The organism is Psychrobacter sp. 1176_08, assembly GCF_052850615.1.
Map to the genome: position 1 here is coordinate 247,682 of NZ_VXCU01000004.1, position 23,118 is coordinate 270,799.

A 23,118-nucleotide genomic window follows, 5' to 3' on the forward strand; every position below is an offset into this window, starting at 1 on the left:
TCTAAAACCTTAGAATCACTCTCATAAATCATAAACCAGCTGAGAACAATACTATGAATAATAAAGCAAATAACCATCCATTTATCACGGCGGCCATTCAAATGAATAGTCAGCAAGATATCGAAAAAAACCTAGCAGATATAAAAGCCGCTATTGCTGATGCGTGTACTCAAGGTGCACAGCTTATTATCTTACCTGAAAACTGCTGTAGCATGGGTGAGCAGTTTGCCACTGCAGAGCGGTTCGATGAGCTGTCAGCGACGATAGCCCATTATGCCAGTACTTACAATGTCTATGTGCTGATAGGTTCGCTACCCTGCACTTACCGTCCTGATGGCATGCTGGTTCCTAACAGTCGGCTAAGACAGGTTAGTCAGCTATTCGCCCCTGATGGCACACGCGTGGCGCGCTATGACAAAATTCATTTGTTCACGGCAACCGTGGCTGACAAGCAAGGTAATTACAATGAGGCGGCAACATTTGAGCCAGGCACGCAAACGATGGTCACACCACTTGAAATCAATGACGTGGTCTATCAACTGGGTATGATGGTGTGCTTTGATCTGCGCTTTCCTGCATTAGCGCAGCGTCTGCGTCAGGCAGGTGCAGACTTATTGAGTGCTCCGTCAGCCTTTACCTACTTGACAGGTCAAGCGCACTGGTCGCTGTTATTGCGCGCGCGTGCCTTAGACAGCCAGTGTATGGTGATTGGCGCCGCTCAGGGCGGTGACCATATTTATAAAGGCGGCAACATTCGTCAGACATGGGGGCACACAGCGATTAGCGCTTATGACGGCACCATTGTAGACAGTTATGATGATAGCAAGTTGAATCAAGACAATACTAAAGACAATAAGAATTATGCCATTGTTATGGCTGCATTTGATCAGCAAGCACAAGTACAAGGTCGACAAAAACTGCCTATTTTTGATTGCCATCGTTTGGCATAAGACTGTTTATATAAGTACAGTCGACTCCAAATAAAACAGATACGTTGTACTCCAACTCGGCACTGGTATACATTTTTCTTGCTTGCTGTGCCTACGCAGACAGAGGCTGCGAAAAACGCATTTCAGTCCCGCTGTATCACTTTTATACTGAACTCACTATAGATGTAAAGTTATATAAGTAAGCTTAAAGACTCTCGCTCTCATTTTGTGCGTGCGTCGCTCGCGGATGAGCGCGGTCATAGACCTGTGTCAATTTAGCAAAATCAACATGGGTATAAATTTGCGTGGTACTGATATCACTGTGCCCAAGCATTTCTTGAACTGCACGCAAGTCGCCACTGCCTGATAGCATGTGTGAGGCAAAGCAATGACGCAGTAAATGTGGATATAGGTTTTGCGCAATGCCAGCACGAGTCGCCGCCACCTTTAATCGTTGTTGCACGGCACGCGTCGATAAGCGGGTTCCCAGTTTTTCGCTGATGAACAACGCCCTATCTTGTTGCTCTACCCATAAATCACGGTGCGGCAGATAGCGCATGATGGCTTGTGCGGCCTTGGCGCCCAAAGGCACCAAGCGCGTTTTATTACCCTTACCCGTGACTCTCACCCGTAAATCAGATAAATCTACATCTGCCATATCAAGTGCGACCAACTCACCAACGCGTAGTCCACTGCTATAAAGCAACTCAAACATGGCTTTATCGCGTAACCATAAACGGGCTTGCTCGGGCGTGTCAGGCATGTCTTGATCGAGCAGCTGCGTCAATAAATCCACATCCGCGATAGACGGCAACGGTCTCGGGCTACGCTTTAACTGATAACCTGTGGTTGGATTGATACGTGCCAAATTCTCTTCAATCAACCAACCATAAAAATGACGAATAGCCGATAGCTCTTGTTGCACACTAGCCAGTGCCAACTTATCCTCATCTAGACGATGGCCGATATGTTGTGCCAATTGACGCTTATCACAGCGTGTCCATGACAAGCGCTTACCGCGCAAAAACAGTGCCAACTGATTGAGTCCAGCAAAATAAGCCGTTAGCGTATGCGGCGAATGGTTACGCACTGATAATGTATTGAGCCAACGGTGGACAGGCGATAGTAGCTCTTGTAGTGCGGTATCCAGCTCTACCGCAGCGGCCAGCTCGGCTGATAGCCATGGCGCTGCGTTCGTAGATTGCTCGTCTTGATTGGACATCACCATATAAAAACCTGCCTTAGCGTTGGCTCGATCATCAGTGTATAGTCGATGCTAAATAAAATAGATACGTTACGTCAATACGCAAGACTGGCATCAATTTTTCTTGCGTGCTGTGCCTCTTCCGACAGAGGCGACAAAAACCTTATGCCAATTTCGCTATACCTTTTTTATATTGACCTGACTACGTGCAGCTTATCATTGATGATAAGTGCCTACTCTTCTGAGTGAGGTTTGAGACCTGCTTGTGCCATTAGCCCATCTGGGCTAAACACACCCTCGTAGACAAAGGCTGTTGGGCCAGTCATCATGACTGAGTATCCTGGCTGCCATCTGATAATCATACTGCCGCCATAGAGCTGCGCGCGCACATCTTCGCCTTCATCAAGCCAGCCTTCACGTATACCGACGGCAACAGCGGCACAAGCGCCCGTTCCACAAGCTTGTGTCTCACCAACACCGCGCTCATAAACACGCAGACGAATATGACGCTGATTCATCACTTGCATAAACCCGACATTGACGCGATCTGGAAACGCAGGATGCGACTCAATGGCTTTGCCCAGTGTTTCGACATCGGCATCGAGTACGTCATCGACTTTGATCACCGCATGTGGGTTGCCCATGTTGGCAACATAGAGCTGCACTGGCGTACCATTGACATCCAAATGATAGGCATTTTGGATTTTTGTGGTGGCTCTTGGTGTAAACGGAATCTCATTTGGCTCAAATTTGGGCTTGCCCATATCGACTTCGACCCAGCCATAGCGGTCGGTCGTCAAAGAGATAATGCCACTTGCAGTCTCAACACGAAGGCGCTGTTTGAATGACAGCTTACGTGCTTGAACAAAACGGGCAAAACAACGCGCCCCATTGCCGCACTGCTCAACCTCTGTACCGTCGGTATTAAAGATGCGATAGCTAAAGTCAACGTCAGGGCGCATCGGTGGCTCGACCACGAGTAGCTGATCAAAACCAATGCCTAAATGACGATCTCCCAATAACTGTACCAAATCCTTGGTTAATTCTAAGCGTTGGGTCACCAAATCAATGACCATAAAATCGTTGCCCAGACCATGCATCTTAGTGAATTCTATTAGCATACCCTTGATATCCTATCCTATTTTTATGTATGCCTTATATTAGCACGCTGTCAGATACAATCATAATTATCACTGCTATCAAATGTCCAGTTATCTCAGCGTTGTACCGTCTCTCAAACCTATGTTTGACATCATCGCACTCTTTAATACGGCTCATATGGCGGTTTATATTTATTTTGTGAGACATTTAAGCCGTTAGCTATAGCACGACTTTCCTCGTTGCAGCGTCAATTCCTCTCAAATTCGCCCATAAAAAAACCCATTGCTGTTATCACAATGGGTTTTTTAGCGGTTCTGAATACTGCGCTTTACTACTCTTTAGTCTTGCCACAAAACTTCATCGGCATACAAGGATTCAATCGTCTCACGTTTGCGGATCAGTTGATGACGATCCTCTGACACCATCACTTCGCTTGCACGTGGACGCGAGTTGTAATTGCTACTCATGGTGAATCCATAAGCACCTGCACCCGTAATTGCTAAGATATCCCCTTTCGCTAGGAATAACAGACGGTCTTTTGCCAAAAAATCGCCCGTTTCACAAATCGCCCCAACGATATCCCATGCTTTTGTTCCATTGGTATCAAGACCAGCATCAGGCAATACGTTTGGAATGACTGCCATTTCTGCTTGATATAACGCTGGGCGAATCAAATCATTCATCGCTGCATCGACAATAGCGAAATTCTTATGCTCAGTTGGCTTGAGCACATCGACTTGGGTTAAGAGCACGCCAGCATTGGCAACGATACTACGACCCGGCTCAAAGAACACCGTTAAACCAAGCTCGCTCAATTTTGGCAGTAATGCTGCTGCGAATTCTTCAATAGACACAGGGGTTTCATCAATATAACGCACGCCCAAGCCACCGCCCAAATCAATGTGGCGCAGCTCAATACCATGCTCCCGTAGGCTATGTATCAACTCAATGACTTTGTCCAGAGCGGCGACAAATGGCTCAACTTCCGTTAACTGTGAGCCAATGTGGCAATCGATACCGACAATATCGATATGAGACATTGCTGCTGCCTGTTGATAAACTGCAAGCGCATCTTCGTGCGTGATACCAAATTTATTGTCTTTTAATCCCGTCGAGATATAAGGATGAGTCTTAGCATCCACGTTTGGATTGACGCGTAATGAGATTGATGCAGGCTTATCAAGTGTCTTTGCCACCTCATTGATGAGGGTCAGCTCACTGATAGATTCGACATTGAAGCAGCCAATGCCTTGGGTCAGCGCATACTCGATATCACCATACGTTTTTCCCACGCCTGAAAATACCACGCGTGACGCCTCGGCCCCTGCCGCTACCACACGCATCAGCTCACCACGTGAGACGATGTCAAACCCTGCACCTGCTTGTGCCAATACGCTCAGCACTGCCAGATTGGAGTTGGCTTTGACGGCATAGCATATCTGATGATCGAGACTGGCAAAGCTGTCGGTATAAGCTTGATAAACATCCAATATGGCCTGTTTTGAGTAGACATAGCATGGCGTGCCATACTGTTTGGCAATGCTCTCAATACTGACTTGCTCCATATACAGCGCCTCATCACGATACTGCAAGGCTGGCAAGTGATTGGTTAAAGCCTTGGGATCGACATACAATCCTTGCTCTGTTTGGGTAGTGACAGATTCGCCAATAGGTAACTCAGAATGACTCATATAAACATCTCTAATATAATCGGGTATCAAATGAAAATGAAGCTAAGAAAGGGACAAGGGCGTATTAGACAAAGATATGTCGTCATAAGCACGCTTTTTAATAAAAAATCTTAATTGGCATTAATAGTCGTTGGGATCAGTACTCGGTTCTGGTAGCTCAAAATCCTGCGCGTTTTGCGTATTGGGTACGTTATTAGAGTTATTAGAACTGTCATCATCGATACCAGCAAAGGCGGCATCTTGTGGATGACTGGTACTGTCCAACACAGCAGTGCTACTCTGCGCTGATTGGCCATCAGCATTTGCCAAATACAACTCCCCTTTTTGTCCGCAGCCTGATACACCCAGTATCGTAACACTACTGATGATAAGCGTTGAGACGGCACGGCGACTGAAGGTAATCATATTGGCATACTCGGTTTTTGAAGTGCGGCGGATAGTAAGCATAAAGTAGGCAACCTGTGACCTTACAGCGGTGTAAGTATGTTAAAAAACGTATGATAGAGAAAACAATATCAAGTGCCAATCACACTATAACAAGTGAGCACTGACATATAGGGGCAGTCCATTGCTACTATGAGCAATAGGACTGCTTTAAATCATAGCATTATTACATAAAGCGATGCTGATACTGAATACAACTGGCAATAAATTTGGTTAGATACTTACTCAACCTGACAAACGATAAATTTTAATATAGTAAACAATTTTTTACTAAATACTATTGGTTATGTTCATAGCTAAAGATGCTTTGGCTAATACTTGGAAAAACTTTCTTACAATTTTTATTAAGTGTCATTTTCTCTGATTGTCTCTGATCAGCCCTAACCACAATCGGTGTACAGTTGTTATCGATGTGTATACATCTTAGGTGCCAATCCTCATAGTTATCATGGTATAGCCCCAAAAATATGGTACATTATGGTCAGCCTTGTGGCTATCACTATAGAGCTAGGGTAAGGCAATAACATGACTGAACCCGCTCTCATCAGTAGAGTCAGCCCAAGTGTGATTGAAATCAGCGATATCATTGCCATTGGTATATCAGCAGGGATGTGGCTGGTTTTTGTTTATTGAACCGGTATTCATCACGAATGAATATCTTTATAAAAATATAATCTAAGGATAGAGTATGAGCGCAAGTCTAACCAGCACTTTTGATGACAAAAATACTGAAACATCAACCCTAACCAACCCTACTTTAGTCCTCAACTGTGGTTCTTCTTCCATTAAATACGCACTGATTAGTGATGACAATGCGACTCGTATCACAGGTCTGGCCGAAAACTTAGGACTCGATACCGCCCGTATCAAACACACCACTTTAAACGGCGAGAAGCTTGAAATCTCAATACCAGGTGGTAATCATAAGTTCGCCCTACAAAAAATTCTTGAGCTATTAGAGCAGTACCACTTCATCGCGGTCGGTCATCGCGTGGTTCATGGAGGCCGTGAATACTCTGAAGCGGTACGTGTCGATGACCATGTCCTTAGCGAAGTCAAGCGTCTAAAAGTATTGGCACCGCTACATAATCCTGCCCACGCTTTGGGTATTGAAGCCGTTCAAGCCATTTACCCTGATATTCCACAAGTCGTCGTTTTTGATACTGCGTTTCACCAGACCATGCCTCCTGTTGCCTTTCGCTATCCGCTACCAAAAAACCTGTACGAAGAGCATAAAATCCGTCGTTACGGCTTTCATGGTACGTCTCACGCTTACGTCTCAGAGCGCGCAAGTGATATCACCGATGCAAGCGGCACACATGGTTGGCTGACCGCGCATTTGGGTAATGGCTGTTCAGCGACTGCGGTCTATGATGGCAAGAGTCTTGATACCAGCATGGGCTTGACGCCACTTGAAGGCCTTATGATGGGTACGCGCAGCGGCGATGTCGATCCAAGCTTACATATTCATCTAAAGCGCCAGCTGGGTATGAGTTTAGAAGACATCGATACCATGCTCAATAAAGAAAGCGGTCTGCTGGGTATTTCAGGATTATCGAATGACTTGCGTACCGTTGAGCAAGCCGCCAAAGAAGGTCACAAAGACGCCCAGCTTGCTATCGAGATGTTCTGTTACCGCGTGGGTAAATATCTTGCCAGCTTGAGCTGTGCGTTGCCTGAATTTACTGGTATCGTCTTTACTGGCGGTATTGGAGAAAACTCGGTCAGCACACGTACGCGCATTTTAGAAGTGATGCGTCATTTTGGTATTAAGGTCGATGCTGATAAGAATGCAAACTTGGTCGGCGGTAATGAAGGCAGCTTCCACAGTAGCGATAGTAGCCTTGAGCTATGGGTCATACCAACCGATGAAGAAGGTCGCATTGCTCAAGAGACGCGTGAAGCGCTAGACTTAATTTAAGATTCGCTTCGATCGTTTTATTGTTTTTAAAACCTGCGCTTTTGGTAAATCATATGATGAGAAGCGCTGTGTTTGATGCATTGTTTTACACATTGTGGCAAGGATGAATTGAGCCTTAAAAATATAATAAACCGTAGGATACACTATGCAAACCATTTTACTTGTTCCCATTAGTCGCGGTATCGGTGTCACGTCAGCCGCGCTTGGACTGATTCGTGCTTTTGACTACAACGGTATCAAAGCTGGCTTTATGAAACCGTTTTTGCAAGATGACACACTTGATAAGCAGCGCAGCTTGGACAGCTCAAGTGCTTTAACCATGCACGCTTTTGGGCTAAAACCGCCCAAATCCATCAGCCGTCAGCGCGTTGAGCGCATGATTGGTGATGGTAACCTTGATGATCTGATGGAAGAAGTGGTCATCAATTATCACACCATCGGTGATGGTCATGACGTCGTTATCTGTGAAGGACTAGTACCAACCACTGAGACGTCTTACGCCTCACAAATCAACCGTGCCATTGCTCATGCATTAGATGCCAAAATCATCTTCGTCAGTACGGCTGATACCAGCAATCCTGCCTATCTGGCTGACAAACTTGATGTTCATGCTCGTGAGTTTGGTGGTATTGCCACTGCGCGTACCCTTGGGGTGATTTTAATGCGGGTACAAGACGTACCCAATACTTTTGAGACCCAGCCGGTCGCACCCGGTGAAGCTGTCGTACACTTGGATGACTCGTTCATGCAAGAAGTAAAACGCTTGTCCCCCCACTTTGACACTGATGCCTTTCGCTTGATCGGTGTGGTGCCTTTTAGTGACTCACTCTCTGTGCCGCGTACGTGGGACATCGCCACTGAACTTGATGCCAAATGGCTCAATGTGGGTGAAGCAAAAACGCGCCGCATTAACCGTATTAGCTTAACTGCTCGCTCCGTTGCTCGCGTCGACGAGGTATTCAAACGTGGCACTTTAATCGTCGTCCCTGGTGATCGTGATGATTTACTACTGGCAGCTGGCTTGGCCTGTATCAATGGCATCCCGCTGGCAGGTTTGGTTTTAACAGGCGGCGTTGAGCCAAGTGCGACCGTTGCGGAATTGTGGCAATCAGCGCTCAAGACGGGGATCCCTGTCATGAGTGTGGAAGATGACAGTTATGAGACCGTACAGAGCTTAGTACACATGAGTTCTGAGATTCCAAGTGATGACACCGAACGTGCGGAAGAAGTGGCACGTTACGTGGCAGCGCATCTAAACTTGGACTGGATTAAAGAGTATTTCAGCCGCGATTATGAGCGACGCTTGTCTCCTTCTGCCTTTCGTCATCAAGTGGTCAAAAAAGCACAAACGGCCAAAAAACGTATCGTCTTGCCAGAAGGGTCTGAGCCGCGCACTGTCGAGGCCGCCTGTATCTGTCAGAGTCGCGGTATCGCCAATTGTGTGCTACTTGCAAAGCGTAGCGACGTTGAACAAGTGGCCAAAAATCGTGATTTGGTCATTCCAGAAGGGTTAGAGATTATCGATCCTGATGATCTCGATATGAGCAAATATATTGCTGCCGTCGTCGAGCGCCGTAAAGGCAAAACCAGCGAAGATGTCGCTGCTGAATATCTCAAAGATACAGTGTATTTGGGTACGACCATGCTACAGATGGACGAAGTCGACGGCTTGGTCTCTGGAGCGATTCATACCACTGCCAACACCGTACGCCCAGCGTTTCAGTTGATTAAGACAGCACCGCAATACTCTTTGGTATCATCCATCTTCTTTATGCTGTTGCCTGAGCAAGTGGTCGTTTATGGTGACTGCGCCATCAATCCCGATCCAACCGCAGAAGAGCTGGCTGAGATTGCTATTCAGTCCGCGCAATCGGCTGCGGCCTTCGGTATTGATCCAAAAGTTGCAATGATCAGCTACTCTACTGGCTCATCAGGTGCGGGCGCAGATGTCGAAAAAGTCACTCGTGCCACTCAAATCGTGCGTGAGCGCGCACCAGACCTAAAGGTCGATGGCCCACTACAGTATGATGCCGCCTCAGTCATGAGCGTCGGCAAACAAAAAGCGCCAGACTCACCGGTTGCTGGACAAGCCAACGTCTTTATTTTCCCCGATCTCAACACAGGTAACACCACTTATAAAGCCGTACAACGTAGTGCCAATGTCGTCAGTGTTGGCCCCATGTTGCAAGGATTGAACAAGCCTGTGAACGACTTGTCACGTGGCGCCTTGGTCGATGATATTATTTATACCATCGCACTCACTGCCATCCAAGCTTATAGCGATGAGATTTGATCGCTACAGCTTAATTGCTATCTGGTTAATGATAAATAAGAGTAATGCATAAGTAACGCTGTACTACTGAGATGAATTTTTCTTCGCTGCCTGTTCGCAAGCGTGACAGAAGCTTTGAAAAATCCATCTCAGCCATATCGTATTATTTTTAGTTTTATTATGCTGATTAAAAACCAGACTTGATATTACCGACTGTCGTCATGATGGTCGGTTTTTTATTGGTCATTTTTGATGACTTTTGAGGGCTTTTAATGACAGATGCTGCTGCGCCCTTTACAATAGCGCTTTTCTGTTTCGCCTTTTTGCTTCCCTATCCGTGCCAAACCATATCTGTACCAAACTATGCCAAATACCACTGACAGTCTCGATGATAAAACCTCTAGGCCTGCCATTCGTGCTTACTTGGGCGGCTCGTTCGATCCTGTGCATCAAGGTCATATACAAATGGCCATGTACGTGTATGAGCGCTTGTTACCGATAGCGGAGGGGCAGCAGCGCGACCTGCATGTGTCATTATTGCCAAACTCACGTTCCCCATTTAAACAAAAAAGCACAGACCCTCACCATCGTCTAGCGATGTTAAAGCTGGCGACCCTAGAGACACCCATTCAGATTGATGAGCTTGAGCTATGGCAAACGCCGCCTGTTTATACCATCGATAGTGTACGTACGTTAAGGGAGCGCTATCCACATGACAGTTTGATCTTTATTATTGGTATGGACAGCGCGCTGAGCTTGCCGCATTGGAAAGAAGGGCTGGCGCTGACGAATCATGTCAATCTCTGGATCTTTAGTCGCAGTCATGTAAGTCGCATCTTTGATAAAGATGATATGGATAATGACATTCTGCCAGACCCAGACAATATACCGAACACAGACACCATTCAAACCAAACTGCCCGTACCGCTACAATCATTAGTCGTTGGCACACCGACAGAACTAGTCATGCCCATTACTAAAGCGCTTGCGACGAATACTGGCTTGAAAAGCACGCATCAAGGCCATATTTATATAGACGCGCGGCCTGTTGCAGCCGTGTCGAGCACTCAAATGCGCGAGCAGCTACAGTCTGTGCAAGATCGATTGAATATAATGCAAGCAGCCGACAGGCAAATGACCTCTATACCACCAATAAATGATATCATGAGCCATACTGCCACCAATCCGTTACCTAAATGGCTAAATCCGGCTGTTTATCACTATATTATCGCCCATCAGCTATATTCTGCTGCTCAATTCCGTTAAAATCGCCTTATCTTTGTCATTTTGCCCATTTGTCTGTACATACGGCTGGCGACAAATGGTCATTTAGACAATCCCTATTAATGCTTTACCTTTTATTTTACATATTTACGATTCAAGAGATTAAAATTTATGACCAATACCATGACTGAAGAACGCATAAAAGAGTGTTTGACCCTTGTAGACAGTGCGCTGAACGATATGAAAGCGAAAAACATCACTGTAATGGATGTAGCAGATTTGACTGACGTTATGGAACACATCGTCATCGCTGATGGTACGTCGAAGCGTCACGTGCGCGCCATGGCCGATAGCGTCGGTGCTGAAGCCAAAAAATCTGGCTTTATGCCACTTGGCCGTGAAGGCGGTATCGACTCTGACTGGACATTGATTGATTTGGGTGCCGTTGTTGTGCACATGATGACACCACAAGCCCGTGAGTTCTATGACTTAGAAGGCTTATGGTCATCACCTGATCAGTTGGCTGAGCTGGTTGCAACCCCGCGTGAAAAGAAAACCGCAGGCCGTCGCAACAAAAACAAATAAGTGTATTGAGTTCGATATATTTATTGCCTTAAAAAGACCAGAGATTGATTCTGGTCTTTTTTTATGGGTGACTGTTCAAAATAGCTTTATAAATACACATGGTATAAATAAGCTGAAAGCTGTCTATGATTACGCTAAGATGATGACAATCATCCAATCGTATTTGCCTAAAAAATGACCAGCCGTTAGGAACCCCAATGCGCATAGAATCAACCGAAACATACGTACAAGAAAACACTAACCTTGATTTTAACCAACCCTTGCCTTTGCATATCGCCACTCTCATCTGTGTCCGCGCTGGCAAAGCCATGCCTTTCACTCGTGAAGAGATGAGCGCCATTGATAAATATCCAATCGATGCGCCTGTCGCCGTCAACTTTATGGGCTTGACCACCGACGAGCAAGCCGATCGCAAACATCATGGCGGCCCATTAAAAGCGGTGCATCAGCTAGCACCTGCGACTTATGACAAGATTAATGCTGAGTTTGGTCTAAAGGTACACGTCGGTACACTGGGCGAAAACCTTACGACCGAAGCCGTCAATGGGCTGCCTGAGATGACCGAGCCTACCGTCTGTATCGGCGACGTTTTTCAATATGGCGAAGACAAGATAAACGGTGAAGATAGTGTGCAGCTGCGTATCGTCCAACCACGCCGCCCATGCTACAAGATCAATGACCAAATTGGCCAATTCACCAAAGTGCCAAATATTGCATCTTGGGTCAGTAAGCAAGGCATTTCGGGTTGGTATTTTCAAGTGGTACGTGATGGCATGATTAACGCGGACTTACCTGTGTATTTAATCGAACGTCCCTATCCATTTGCTACGTTAGAAAAACTTTGGCAATTGTCTAATTCAAAAGAGAAGTTTGACGCTGAGGTGATTGAGCCGTGGCTTGAGATTGAATGTTTGGAAGACAGTTGGAAGAAAGTGTTGGCAAAGAAGATTCGGAAAGGTTAGTTTAAATGTTATAGGACTTAAGAGTGGATAAGTATAAATTAGAAAAAACAGTTTGGTCTGAGCAAGATTTTGAAACTATGGGATGGCATGACGCCACTATTTGGGCTATGGTTGCTGATACGGAAAAATATGAATATGCCATTGATCTTGATTATATCTTTAAATGGGTTCATCCCAAAAATGATGAAGTATATTTTAAATTCTGGGTTGCTCCCGTTACTATGGTTTTTGAGAATGCTGACTATATAAAAATTGATATAGAATCCCGATGGGGTTCTATTGAAGTTGCAGATTTATTCATGGAAAACCCTCAACTATCACCAAATAAAAAATTTACTTCACATGATTATCGTTTTGAATGCCAAGAAGGTGAAATATCATTGCAAGCAACCAGCTTTAAGATGTATGTGCGCCAAACCCCTAAATTTATTTCAGGACAATGTTTTGGTCTATAGGAACGTGGGGGTATAAATTTTGGCCATGTGTTAAGTGATTAACTTATCTACTGTCTTAGTCTTTTACATTACAAATATTTCCCCATAGAGCATTTAATGACAAAAAATATTATATCGATAGCATTGGCTTGTGGATTAGCACTTTCTTTGGTTGGCTGCGTAACCACTGTCCCGTACGTAGCAACGACCAAACACTACAGCGTCGATAGCGATACTTACCAATCGACAGGCAAAAGCCAGCGTATCAAAACCATCGTCTTGCACTATACCGTCTCAGACAATGAGCGCTCAATCAAGACTTTGACCACTGGTAACGTGAGCGCCCATTATTTAATATTGGACAAAGACGACGATAAAATCTATAACCTCGTACCAGAATCTGAACGCGCGTGGCATGCAGGCGACGGTGGATTTTCAGATCGGACAATATTAAATGACACCTCCATCGGCATCGAGATTGTCAACGCAGGCATAAACCCTGAATATCGAGACGCGCTAAAAAACGGTACGCTCGACTATCACCCTTATGAGCACTACGTCTCTTTTAGTGAATTGCAGATTAAGAAAGTCGCAGAGCTGGTGCAAGATATCGCCACACGCTATGACATCTCACCGAAGAACATCATCGGTCACTCGGACATGGCACCGTCGCGCAAGATAGACCCCGGTGCGAAATTCCCGTGGGAGCGCTTATACAAAGAGTACGGCATTGGCGCTTGGTATGATGAAGCGGACAAGCAAGAAATTATGAGTAGGCGCACCTTGGTCGCGCCAAGTGTGCAGGAAATCAAGCAAGCCTTTCGCAAATATGGCTATCAAATCAATAATAGCGATGAGTGGGACAAACCTAGCCGTGATGTCATTTATGCGTTTCAATTGCATTTTAGACCGCAGCAGCCAACCGGTAAGATGGATAGCGAAACCTATGCGATATTGCAGGCGCTCAATATGAAGTATGCTGGCAAGGATGATTTTTATTAAGTAGTAAAAAACATGCGAAGGTATATGACATGGTTGACTCTAATAAAGATGAGCAAAAAGCATCCTCATCCAAGCAGAACGACAGTTACTCAACATAGGATTGCTACTTGGGCTACTTATTGCGACGGGCTAATGATAAAATTAGCGCTTACGGATTACAGATAGCATAACTGCTCACGTCATATCGTAGACTTTACTCAAGGCTGGGATGATGGGTAGTTTTAATGATTGATCCTATTAGCAGTCCTAATATCTGCATTGCTAATGCAAACTCTAATAATAGTAACAAGGAATATGTATGTACCAAGCCTTTCAAAAACATCTACAACAAGAAATCAGTGACATACGCAACGCAGGATTATATAAAAACGAGCGTATTATCACCTCACCGCAAAATGCCATGATTAAAATCACGGATGGCCGTGAGATGCTGAACTTCTGTGCCAACAATTATCTTGGATTGTCTGACCATCCTGAGATTAAAAAGGCCGCCATCCAAGCCATTGAAAACTCAGGTTATGGCATGTCATCGGTGCGTTTTATTTGTGGTACGCAAGATTTGCATAAGCAATTAGAGGCATCAATTTCCAAGTTTTTTAATACTGAAGACACGATTCTGTATGCGGCCTGTTTCGATGCCAATGGCGGTGCCTTTGAGCCACTCTTGACCAGCGAAGATGCTATTATTTCTGATTCGTTAAACCATGCCTCAATCATCGATGGTGTGCGCTTATGTAAAGCGGCGCGTTATCGTTATGCCAATGCGGATATGCAAGATTTGGAGACGCAATTGCAAGCGGCGCAAGCACAGCGTTTTCGTTTGATTGTGACCGATGGTGTGTTTTCAATGGATGGCAATGTGGCGCCGATGGATGAGATTTATGCGTTGGCACAAAAATATGATGCCATGGTGATGATTGATGAGTCGCATTCAGCAGGCGTCGTCGGTCGTACTGGTGGCGGCGTGACTGAATTGTTTGATCTACGCGGTGATGTTGAGCTGATCACGGGTACGTTAGGCAAGGCATTTGGCGGTGCAATTGGCGGCTTTACAACAGGTAAAAAAGAAATCATTGAGATGCTCCGTCAACGCTCACGCCCGTATCTGTTTTCAAACTCCATTCCTCCTATGGTGGCTGCCGCTGGGGTAAAAGCGTTTGAGATGCTGTCACAAGACAATACGCTACAAGACAAACTGCATGAAAATACCGCCTATTTTGTCAAGCAAATGCAAGAGGCAGGCTTCGATATCAAGCCCACCGAATCAGCCATCTGTGCAGTGATGCTCTATGATGCCAATGTCTCGCAACAAATGGCAGACGCACTGCTTGAAGAAGGCATTTATGTGATTGGCTTCTTCTACCCTGTCGTACCCAAAAATGAAGCTCGCATTCGTGTCCAGCTCTCTGCTGCCCATACGCGCGAGCAGCTCGACCAGTGTATCGCCGCCTTTATCAAAGTCGCCAAGCAAATGAAGGTGATTGATTAAAATATAGTCAGCGAAAAATTACATCGATAGATCAGATACTGCTGGTATAAAATTTCCTCGCTGGCTGTTCGCAAGCGTGACAGAGGCTTCGAAAAGTTCATCCCAGCAGTACCGCAGCTAAGCTATTGTTCTTTGGCTATAGTTCAGTATTTATCTAGATTTAACAATAAAATACAACGTACAGAAATAAGAGAAAAATATGAAAGCACTGGTTAAAGCTCATGCCAAAAAAGGCATCTGGATGCAAGACATGCCAGAACCGACCGTCGGCATCAATGACGTAAAAATTAAAATTAAAAAAACCGCCATTTGTGGGACAGATTTGCACATTTACAAGTGGGATGAGTGGTCACAAAACACCATCAAGACGCCAATGATTATCGGACATGAATATGTCGGTGTCATTAGTGAAATGGGCGATGGTGTCAAGCATCTTGAAGTGGGTGACCGCGTCACCGGCGAAGGTCATATCGCTTGTGGCCATTGCCGTAACTGCCGCCGTGGTAAGCTACATGTATGCGAAAACACCATCGGCGTGGGTGTTGATCGCGATGGCGCGTTTGCCGAATATTTGGTGATACCTGCCGACAATGTCATCAAACTCGATGAGCGTATCAGCGATGAGATGGCTGCCATTATGGACCCCTTTGGCAATGCCACTCACACCGCCCTATCTTTCCCTGTACTGGGTGAGGATGTGCTGATTACGGGTGCAGGACTGATTGGGTCAATGGCAACGGCGATTTGCCGATTTGCTGGGGCGCGTAACATTGTGGTCAGCGATATCAGCGATTATCGCTTAGAGCTTGCCAAAAAAATGGGCGCAACGATGACTATCAACCCAGCCAAAGGGGAGACCATCGAAGGCGCTATCGAAGAGTTAAAAATGCACGGCTTTGACATTGGGCTTGAGATGTCAGGCTCGCCTCAGGCCTTTGATTCGATGATTAGTAACATGTATAACGGCTCTAAAATTGCGCTCTTGGGCATTTTACCTAACACCACCACGGTGGATTGGAGCAAGATTATCTTTAAGGCGTTAACCCTAAAGGGTATCTATGGCCGCGAGATGTGGGAGACGTGGTATCAGATGGAGCAAATGCTGATTAGCGGTATTGATCTGTCGCCTATCATTACCCATCGCATGCACATTGATGACTTTCAAGAAGGCTTCGATATCATGGAAAGTGGGCAATGCGGTAAGGTAATTCTAAGCTGGGATTGATTTTAGTGATTCGTGATTAACTTTTAAATTGTCATAACTCATAAAACGGCGCTGATTTCAGTGCCGTTTTTTTTGGGTATTAAAAAGTGATGAGAGAGATAGAAAAGCTTCGCGATGGGAATTAATTTGATTGAAATGCTATGTTTAACGAATAATCATAGGTTAGGGCGTGTCCTCAATTCACCTGACGATGAGTGATAGTGCACGCCCTAAATAATTAGATATACCAACAGTATATATACAAATTATAATAATGTAGATTTTGTAAAGATTGATTTACATAGATAATTGCTAGCTTTGAAAATCATGCAATTAAAACACTGAAGAGTGTCTATTCTACATGCGAGAGAAACCATGAAAATAAAGTATCTATTTGGTATTGTTCTATCAACCGCTTTACTCAGCGCTTGCGCTACTACAAACGCTCCCACCTCTTCAACTACTGTTGATTCAAGTTCTAAACTGAACGTTAGTGGCTTGTCACCTTCTGAAAAGATAGAGGCTTATTCTAATCAGTTAATGACTAGCGATAATACAGAATACGCAACTTTTAGTAACTTACAGATGGTTCGAGACTATCGAACTGAGGGTCGATATGCTCCTAATCCATATGGTATTTACGCTGTTGATGGTATACCAGTAAAGAAGTACTCTAATTCTTTATTCGGCTCTGGATGGTACATTCATGCTGCTCAAATGGCTGTGGCAAAAGTAAAAATACCAGCTGGTGAGCATGTTGTCGAGCTTGGTCAGATAACAGCTCGTAATAGAAGCGATATAACGCTACCTAAGGTAGATTACAAACCTAATACGGATTATATTAGTGTTCTTAAAGCGAACAAAGGTGTTCTATCCATTCATATTTATACCTATGAGCTGGACGATAGACTCTCAAGAATGGATAGAGATTCCATTATCTTAAAAGATGAAATTATCAGTAAAGAAGTTGATATCTTAAAAGATAAAATTATCAGTCAAAAAGTTAATTAATTGTGTTTCGTTCATTCTTTCACTGTACATGGATTTAGCATTATGAATAAAGCTATCATACTTTCTCTATTCGTCTTACCTATTTCAATTGTTGGCTGTGCTACAACAAATAATTTAGATAAACTAGAAAAAACTATACCGCAAACGGTTCAGCTGCCTGTCAATTATATAGATGCCTATGCCAACGCTAAAGACTACTACTTACGCTGTGCAACAAGACGTGGCATCAGTTACCCTATCACCGTTTATACGAATGGTACGCCAGTCACCATCACTAATACCACGCCTGATGTAAGCGTCTCTTCAAACCTAGATAGAAAAAATAAACTAGCGACATTAAGTGTTGTAGAAGGCGCTAATGTGTCAGAACATACCGTGTTTTCTGAGATTGATGAGAGCAAAACTCAGGTGAGTTTTTATAATAAAACATCGGGGTATTTGCGCTCTCAAACCTACAAGCAAAAGATGGAAACGGAAAAGTTCGATCTTCTTAAAAAAGTAAGTTTAGATCGCAACATCGAATGTATAAGATAACAACTGATTAGTTATTAAAATATTTTCCTTTCTATGAAACTTAGATATAGTTTTATCCAGCGCCACTGCGATAATATTTAAACACAAAAAAGGTGAGCATTACGCCCACCTTTTTTTATTACCTAAAATAATACTCTAAACCAACCAGCCTATCTAAACCAAGCACGCGCATTACGGAACATACGCATCCACGCGCCGTCCTCGTCCCACTCTTCTGGTTTCCAGCTGTGGTTATACGCTTTTAGGTTACGCTCAGGATGCGGCATCATAATAGTGACGCGACCGTCGGTGCTACATAGACCCGTGACACCACCGAGCGAGCCGTTTGGATTGAGCGGATAGGTCTCGGTTGGGTGACCTTGGCTGTCGACATAACGCATGGCGAGCTGACCGTGGTTTGCCATACCGTCGATTTCGGTATTATCCAGCGTGGCATAGCCTTCACCATGCGCCACCGCGATTGGCAAGATGCTGTCTTGCATACCTTTGAACAGGATCGACTTTGTACGCTCAACTTTTACGTTGACGGTACGCGCCTCAAATCGAGCGGATTTATTAGCGATGAAGCGTGGGAAGTTTTCTGCACCTGGGATGAGGTCTTTTAGCTGCGCCATCATCTGACAACCATTACAGACACCCAAGCTAAAGGTATCAGGACGGGCAAAGAAGCGTACAAACTGCATGCGTAGCTCGTCATGGAACAAGATAGAGTTCGCCCAGCCAGAGCCTGCGCCGAGTACGTCACCATAACTAAAGCCACCACAAGCGACCAAACCGTCGAAGTCACGTAGATTGATACGACCACTGAGTAGATCGCTCATGTGTACATCGACTGCTTCAAAGCCCGCTTTAGTAAAGCCTGCTGCCATTTCTGTCTGACCGTTGACGCCTTGCTCGCGGAGGATTGCGACTCTTGGCTGGCTGCTATTAGCATCAGCACGGCTGCTTACATAAGGCGCTTCCACTTTTTGATTCAGATCAAAGTTTGGCGCAGCGATCAGGCCTTTATGGCTCGCATCAGCAATCAAGTCATACTCTTGCTGTACGCACGCTGGGTTATCACGGCGACGCGCGATCTGATAGCTGACCTGCGTCCATGCTTGCTGTAACTCAGTACGGCTAAAGCGTAGCGTGTCATCACCCATGTGCAAAGGCGTTTGGATCAGTAGGCTGTCTTCTTCACTGCTTTGACCGACGAGGCTGAGCATATCGCTGACGTTAAATTCTTCTGCCAACTGCATGAGAGCTGCGACGTTTTCTGGCAACACTTGGATGACCGCACCCAGCTCTTCACTGAATAATTGGCCGAGTAAGTTGTCATCATCTAATGACAGCTTGATACCTTGACGACTGGTGAATTGCATCTCTACGATAGTCGCAAGCAGACCGCCATCACCGATATCATGATACGCGCTGATGATGCCTTGCGCGTTACCCGCTTGGATAAAGTTAAAGAAGTCGACCAAATCGCTTGGCTGTCCTAAATCTGGGCAGTCGTTACCGAGTTGGCTAAGCGTCTGCGCAAGGATTGAACCGCCTAGGCGCAATTTGCCTTTTGACAAGTCAATACGGTAGAACGCGCTGTCGCCATTGATTAGCTCAGGGGTTAGCATTTTTGCCACATCAACAACAGGCGCAAACGCAGTCACGACCAAACTCATTGGCGATACGACTGATTTGTCCGCACCACTTTCGTCATTCCAGTTAGCACGCATGGATAGCGAGTCTTTACCAACTGGGATCGCAATACCGAGTGCTGGGCATAGCTCTTCGCCGATAGCATGTACCGCATCAAATAATGCCGCATCTTCTGCATCATCGCCACAGGCCGCCATCCAGTTCGCTGACATGGTGATATCAGACAGCTGAGCGATACGCGCACCCGCGATATTAGTAATCGCTTCACCGACTGCCAGACGCGCAGACGCTTTTGGACTAATAAGCGCAACAGGCGTACGCTCACCGATACTCATGGCCTCACCAGTCATTGGTTGACCGTCAATAGCGATTAAACCTGACGCCGTTACCGCGCAATCTGATACAGGCACCTGATAGCGACCCACATACTGATCGCGCACGACCATACCCGTGATCGAGCGATCACCAATGCTGATCAAGAACGATTTGCTCGCCACGGTTGGGTGACGCAATACATCGGTAATTGATTCGGCTAAATTAACGTCATCAAGCGCTAATGCTGACAATGTATTATCAGTACGCTCAAAGCTACGCTGCATTTTTGGTGTACCACCGAGCAAGACTTGCATCGGCATATCGACTGGCTGCTCAGTCAATAGTTCATCATCAACGATTAGCTGACGGATATCCGTTGCCTCACCCAAGATGGCATATGGGCAGCGCTCACGGGCACAGATCGCATCGAACTGATCTTTACTCTCTGGACGAATCGCCAGCACATAACGCTCTTGCGCTTCGTTTGACCAGATCGCCATTGGCGACATACCTTCTTCGAGCGAGGGAATCTTACGCAAGTTTAGATGTGCGCCCATTTCATGGTCATTGACCAGCTCTGGCATGGCGTTAGACAGACCACCTGCCCCTACGTCGTGTAATGAGACAATTGGGTTGCCGTCTTTACTGTTATTACTGGCGTCTACATCATCTCCAGCTAGCGCCCAGCAGCGATCGAGGACTTCTTGGCAACGACGCTCCATCTCAGCGTTATCGCGCTGTACTGAGGCAAAATCCAAACCTTCATCAAGCTCGCCACTATCGACCGACGAGGCTGCACCGCCGCCCAGACCGATTTGCATCGCAGGACCACCAAGGACGATGAGTAAATCACCTTTTTTAATCGCATTTTTTTCAATCAAGTTGCGTTTGATATTACCGTAACCGCCTGCCAGCATGATTGGCTTGTGATAGCCGCGCATCTCGCTACCGTCTTTTGCCGCAGAGGTATCTAGCTGAAAGCTGCGGAAATAACCGCATAGGTTTGGACGACCAAACTCATTTGAGAAGTTGGCACTACCTAATGGCGCTTCGGTCATGATTTCAAGGCTGGTGGCCATACGATCTGGCGTACCATACGCTTGCGTGCTTAATTGACCTGACTGCTCCCATTTCTCAGACAGCTCAGGGATATGCAAATGTGACACATGGAAACCGGCTAGACCCGCTTTTGGCTTACCGCCGCGGCCCGTTGCGCCTTCGTCACGAATCTCACCACCAGAACCCGTTGCTGCACCTGAATACGGAGCAATTGCCGTTGGGTGATTGTGCGTCTCAACTTTCATTAAGATATCGATGTTTTCTTGATGAAATCCATAAGGATGAATTGAGTTGGCATCCATCGCGTCCGTTGGGATCGGATAAAAACGCATGCCATCAGACCCTGCCATCACAGCGGCGTTGTCTTTATAGGCTGACAAGATGCCTTGTGGATTAGACTGGTAAGTGTTTTTGATCATTTGAAACAGTGACTTTGGCTGCACTGCACCATCAACTGTCCACTGAGCATTAAAGATCTTATGACGGCAATGCTCTGAGTTTGCCTGTGCAAACATCATTAGCTCAACGTCCGTTGGATTACGCTTTAGCTCATTGACGTACGCATTCATCAAATAGTCGATGTCTTCGCTTGATAATGCAAAGCCGAACTCGGTATTGGCAGACTCTAGCGCTGACTGTCCTTGTCCGATCACATCGATATGATTGAGTGAAGCTGGTGCTTGATCGTCAAACAATTTGCTGACATCGCTCAAGTCATACACCAAGCTTTGCGTCATACGGTCAAACAATAACTGCTCAGCGTCTACTGGTAGCTTTTCGCTTGCTTCATTATCGATTGTCAACGTATAAACAATGACACGCTCAACACGATTAATCTTGATTTCACAGTTATTAAAGATATCGGTCGCTTTACTTGCCCATGGCGATATCGTACCAAAACGCGGCGCAACGATCACTTGCAGTTGGTTGTCTTGGGGAGTGGTAAGCGCGATCGCTTCTTTGATCCCAAACAAGTCTAAGGATTTTTTGTGCTCATCACCGCTCAATTCGCGTGAGAGCACATACACTTGCTGAGTACTTATTTGACTAACATTTAGCTCGGTTTTTTGCTGAAACTGACTGATGAGTTGCTGCGTCTGAAAATCGGTAAGAAACGGTTGTCCGGCGATGGTCATCATAAAGGCATAATCCGTAAGATCAAGGCATCTCTGCCATGCAAAGTAAATGGTCTGCGTATTATAACAAGAAGCCCTATAAGAAGCAGGTCTAAACCAAGATAAATTGCCCATCGTACTTATAAATTCAAATGCCACTCTTTATCTTTACCCAATTTTTCTATAGCAGCAAGTTTTCGCTTGGCGGGTCACATTTTTTACCTAACCTTTATATACCTTACAAACACTAACATCGCATTACGCTCAGACTATATAACTATGATGGTCTCTGTCGGTACTCTACCACTTGACAATAATTAAAACGACTTACCATCACTTTATTTTTTATCAAAATTCTAACGCAATAAGGATATATCATGAATAAGCAAGAACAACTCGACAAAATCCAAGACGTAATCAAAGACGTAAAATTTGCCATGATGAGCACCGTCAATAGTAAAGGCGATGTCCATGCTTGGCCGATGACAACGAGCGAAACCAGTATTGGTGCCAAAGAGATTTGGTTCATCGGTGATAAAACCTCAGACGTCGTCAAAGACATTCAAGACAATCCAAAAATCGGTCTTTCTTATGCCTCTGAAGATGAAAAAAACTATGTCTCTGTGAGTGCCAATGCAGAGCTATCATCAGATCAAGCCAAGTTAGATGAGCTGTGGTCACCTGTTTACAATGCGTTCTTCGAGCATGGTAAAGAAGATCCAAACGTACAACTAATTAAAGTCGTCCCACATGGTGTCGAGTGCTGGTTAAGTGGTAGCTCAACTGTCAACATGTTCAAAATGGCAGCCGCTGCCCTACAAGATGGCAAAACAGCTGAAGACATGGGCGAACAGTTTTCGGTCGCTCTATAATTCAGTAACTGTTCTCCATAAACCAGTATCTGTGTAGTAGAAAATAATAAAGTTAGTAGAAAGCAACAAAACATAAAAATATTCTACGATAGATAGTGTGTATTTAAAGCGT

Annotated in this window: 18 protein-coding genes; 13 read left to right on the forward strand and 5 right to left on the reverse strand. The window is 45.3% G+C overall.

The window, feature by feature from the left end:
• The first annotated feature begins 53 nt into the window (after window positions 1-53).
• Window positions 54-950 carry a nitrilase-related carbon-nitrogen hydrolase gene (locus FW759_RS07025; protein ID WP_446442556.1) on the forward strand — a complete coding sequence of 299 codons (897 nt, stop codon included), beginning with the start codon at window positions 54-56 and terminating at the stop codon, window positions 948-950.
• Between the two features lie 184 nt (window positions 951-1,134).
• Here the strand turns inward: FW759_RS07025 and FW759_RS07030 are convergent, their stop codons facing one another.
• From FW759_RS07030 to FW759_RS07045, 4 genes are all read right to left on the reverse strand, one after another.
• Entirely contained in the window at window positions 1,135-2,157 is a 1,023-nt protein-coding gene (locus tag FW759_RS07030; protein ID WP_062843665.1) for a tyrosine recombinase XerC, read from the reverse strand.
• Between the two features lie 209 nt (window positions 2,158-2,366).
• Window positions 2,367-3,254, reverse strand: a complete 888-nt coding sequence (dapF, locus tag FW759_RS07035) for a diaminopimelate epimerase (RefSeq protein WP_095569223.1) — start codon at window positions 3,252-3,254, stop codon at window positions 2,367-2,369.
• Between the two features lie 318 nt (window positions 3,255-3,572).
• Window positions 3,573-4,925 (reverse strand): diaminopimelate decarboxylase, encoded by a 1,353-nt coding sequence (gene lysA, locus FW759_RS07040; protein WP_446442557.1) that lies wholly within the window; start codon window positions 4,923-4,925, stop codon window positions 3,573-3,575.
• Window positions 4,926-5,045: 120 nt separating this feature from the next.
• Entirely contained in the window at window positions 5,046-5,372 is a 327-nt protein-coding gene (locus FW759_RS07045) for an LptM family lipoprotein (RefSeq protein WP_446442558.1), read from the reverse strand.
• 685 nt (window positions 5,373-6,057) lie between these two features.
• Between FW759_RS07045 and FW759_RS07050 the strand changes: the two genes are divergently transcribed.
• The 11 genes from FW759_RS07050 to FW759_RS07100 all read left to right on the forward strand — a co-directional run bounded on the left by FW759_RS07050 (window position 6,058) and on the right by FW759_RS07100 (window position 18,007).
• Window positions 6,058-7,290, forward strand: a complete 1,233-nt coding sequence (locus tag FW759_RS07050) for an acetate/propionate family kinase (protein WP_446442559.1) — start codon at window positions 6,058-6,060, stop codon at window positions 7,288-7,290.
• 145 nt (window positions 7,291-7,435) lie between these two features.
• Window positions 7,436-9,583: a phosphate acetyltransferase gene (gene pta / locus FW759_RS07055; protein ID WP_443529987.1), complete on the forward strand. Its 2,148-nt coding sequence runs from the start codon at window positions 7,436-7,438 to the stop codon at window positions 9,581-9,583.
• Between the two features lie 342 nt (window positions 9,584-9,925).
• Window positions 9,926-10,828, forward strand: coding sequence for a nicotinate-nicotinamide nucleotide adenylyltransferase (locus FW759_RS07060; RefSeq protein WP_446442560.1), 903 nt, complete (start codon window positions 9,926-9,928; stop codon window positions 10,826-10,828).
• A gap of 129 nt (window positions 10,829-10,957) precedes the next feature.
• On the forward strand, window positions 10,958-11,371 hold the full coding sequence (gene rsfS, locus FW759_RS07065) for a ribosome silencing factor (protein WP_062843658.1): 414 nt from the start codon (window positions 10,958-10,960) through the stop codon (window positions 11,369-11,371).
• 197 nt (window positions 11,372-11,568) lie between these two features.
• A complete protein-coding gene (locus FW759_RS07070) occupies window positions 11,569-12,333 on the forward strand; it encodes an MOSC domain-containing protein (protein WP_446442561.1) in 765 nt (254 codons plus the stop codon).
• A gap of 23 nt (window positions 12,334-12,356) precedes the next feature.
• Window positions 12,357-12,788, forward strand: a complete 432-nt coding sequence (locus FW759_RS07075; RefSeq protein ID WP_446442562.1) for a hypothetical protein — start codon at window positions 12,357-12,359, stop codon at window positions 12,786-12,788.
• Window positions 12,789-12,884: 96 nt separating this feature from the next.
• Complete coding sequence (locus FW759_RS07080) at window positions 12,885-13,769, forward strand: N-acetylmuramoyl-L-alanine amidase (RefSeq protein ID WP_446442563.1); 885 nt, start codon at window positions 12,885-12,887, stop codon at window positions 13,767-13,769.
• 298 nt (window positions 13,770-14,067) lie between these two features.
• Window positions 14,068-15,258, forward strand: coding sequence for a glycine C-acetyltransferase (gene kbl, locus FW759_RS07085; RefSeq protein WP_446442564.1), 1,191 nt, complete (start codon window positions 14,068-14,070; stop codon window positions 15,256-15,258).
• A gap of 199 nt (window positions 15,259-15,457) precedes the next feature.
• Complete coding sequence (gene tdh, locus FW759_RS07090; RefSeq protein ID WP_444754911.1) at window positions 15,458-16,483, forward strand: L-threonine 3-dehydrogenase; 1,026 nt, start codon at window positions 15,458-15,460, stop codon at window positions 16,481-16,483.
• Window positions 16,484-16,837: 354 nt separating this feature from the next.
• Complete coding sequence (locus FW759_RS07095; RefSeq protein WP_131393325.1) at window positions 16,838-17,473, forward strand: hypothetical protein; 636 nt, start codon at window positions 16,838-16,840, stop codon at window positions 17,471-17,473.
• A 42-nt stretch (window positions 17,474-17,515) separates the two neighbouring features.
• On the forward strand, window positions 17,516-18,007 hold the full coding sequence (locus tag FW759_RS07100) for a hypothetical protein (protein ID WP_131393324.1): 492 nt from the start codon (window positions 17,516-17,518) through the stop codon (window positions 18,005-18,007).
• A 149-nt stretch (window positions 18,008-18,156) separates the two neighbouring features.
• Here the strand turns inward: FW759_RS07100 and purL are convergent, their stop codons facing one another.
• Entirely contained in the window at window positions 18,157-22,158 is a 4,002-nt protein-coding gene (purL, locus tag FW759_RS07105) for a phosphoribosylformylglycinamidine synthase (protein WP_446442565.1), read from the reverse strand.
• A gap of 353 nt (window positions 22,159-22,511) precedes the next feature.
• Here purL and FW759_RS07110 point away from each other — a divergent pair, with 353 nt between their 5' ends.
• Window positions 22,512-23,006 (forward strand): pyridoxamine 5'-phosphate oxidase family protein, encoded by a 495-nt coding sequence (locus FW759_RS07110; protein ID WP_095569235.1) that lies wholly within the window; start codon window positions 22,512-22,514, stop codon window positions 23,004-23,006.
• Window positions 23,007-23,118: the final 112 nt, after the last annotated feature.

Excerpts from the sequence above, each read along its gene's own strand:
- FW759_RS07025 (WP_446442556.1), top strand. The coding sequence starts at position 54 with ATGAATAATAAAGCAAATAACCATCCATTTATCACGGCGGCCATTCAA.
- FW759_RS07030 (WP_062843665.1), bottom strand. The coding sequence starts at position 2,157 with ATGGTGATGTCCAATCAAGACGAGCAATCTACGAACGCAGCGCCATGG.
- dapF (WP_095569223.1), bottom strand. The coding sequence starts at position 3,254 with ATGCTAATAGAATTCACTAAGATGCATGGTCTGGGCAACGATTTTATG.
- lysA (WP_446442557.1), bottom strand. The coding sequence starts at position 4,925 with ATGAGTCATTCTGAGTTACCTATTGGCGAATCTGTCACTACCCAAACA.
- FW759_RS07045 (WP_446442558.1), bottom strand. The coding sequence starts at position 5,372 with ATGCTTACTATCCGCCGCACTTCAAAAACCGAGTATGCCAATATGATT.
- FW759_RS07050 (WP_446442559.1), top strand. The coding sequence starts at position 6,058 with ATGAGCGCAAGTCTAACCAGCACTTTTGATGACAAAAATACTGAAACA.
- pta (WP_443529987.1), top strand. The coding sequence starts at position 7,436 with ATGCAAACCATTTTACTTGTTCCCATTAGTCGCGGTATCGGTGTCACG.
- FW759_RS07060 (WP_446442560.1), top strand. The coding sequence starts at position 9,926 with ATGCCAAATACCACTGACAGTCTCGATGATAAAACCTCTAGGCCTGCC.
- rsfS (WP_062843658.1), top strand. The coding sequence starts at position 10,958 with ATGACCAATACCATGACTGAAGAACGCATAAAAGAGTGTTTGACCCTT.
- FW759_RS07070 (WP_446442561.1), top strand. The coding sequence starts at position 11,569 with ATGCGCATAGAATCAACCGAAACATACGTACAAGAAAACACTAACCTT.
- FW759_RS07080 (WP_446442563.1), top strand. The coding sequence starts at position 12,885 with ATGACAAAAAATATTATATCGATAGCATTGGCTTGTGGATTAGCACTT.
- kbl (WP_446442564.1), top strand. The coding sequence starts at position 14,068 with ATGTACCAAGCCTTTCAAAAACATCTACAACAAGAAATCAGTGACATA.
- tdh (WP_444754911.1), top strand. The coding sequence starts at position 15,458 with ATGAAAGCACTGGTTAAAGCTCATGCCAAAAAAGGCATCTGGATGCAA.
- FW759_RS07095 (WP_131393325.1), top strand. The coding sequence starts at position 16,838 with ATGAAAATAAAGTATCTATTTGGTATTGTTCTATCAACCGCTTTACTC.
- FW759_RS07100 (WP_131393324.1), top strand. The coding sequence starts at position 17,516 with ATGAATAAAGCTATCATACTTTCTCTATTCGTCTTACCTATTTCAATT.
- purL (WP_446442565.1), bottom strand. The coding sequence starts at position 22,158 with ATGATGACCATCGCCGGACAACCGTTTCTTACCGATTTTCAGACGCAG.
- FW759_RS07110 (WP_095569235.1), top strand. The coding sequence starts at position 22,512 with ATGAATAAGCAAGAACAACTCGACAAAATCCAAGACGTAATCAAAGAC.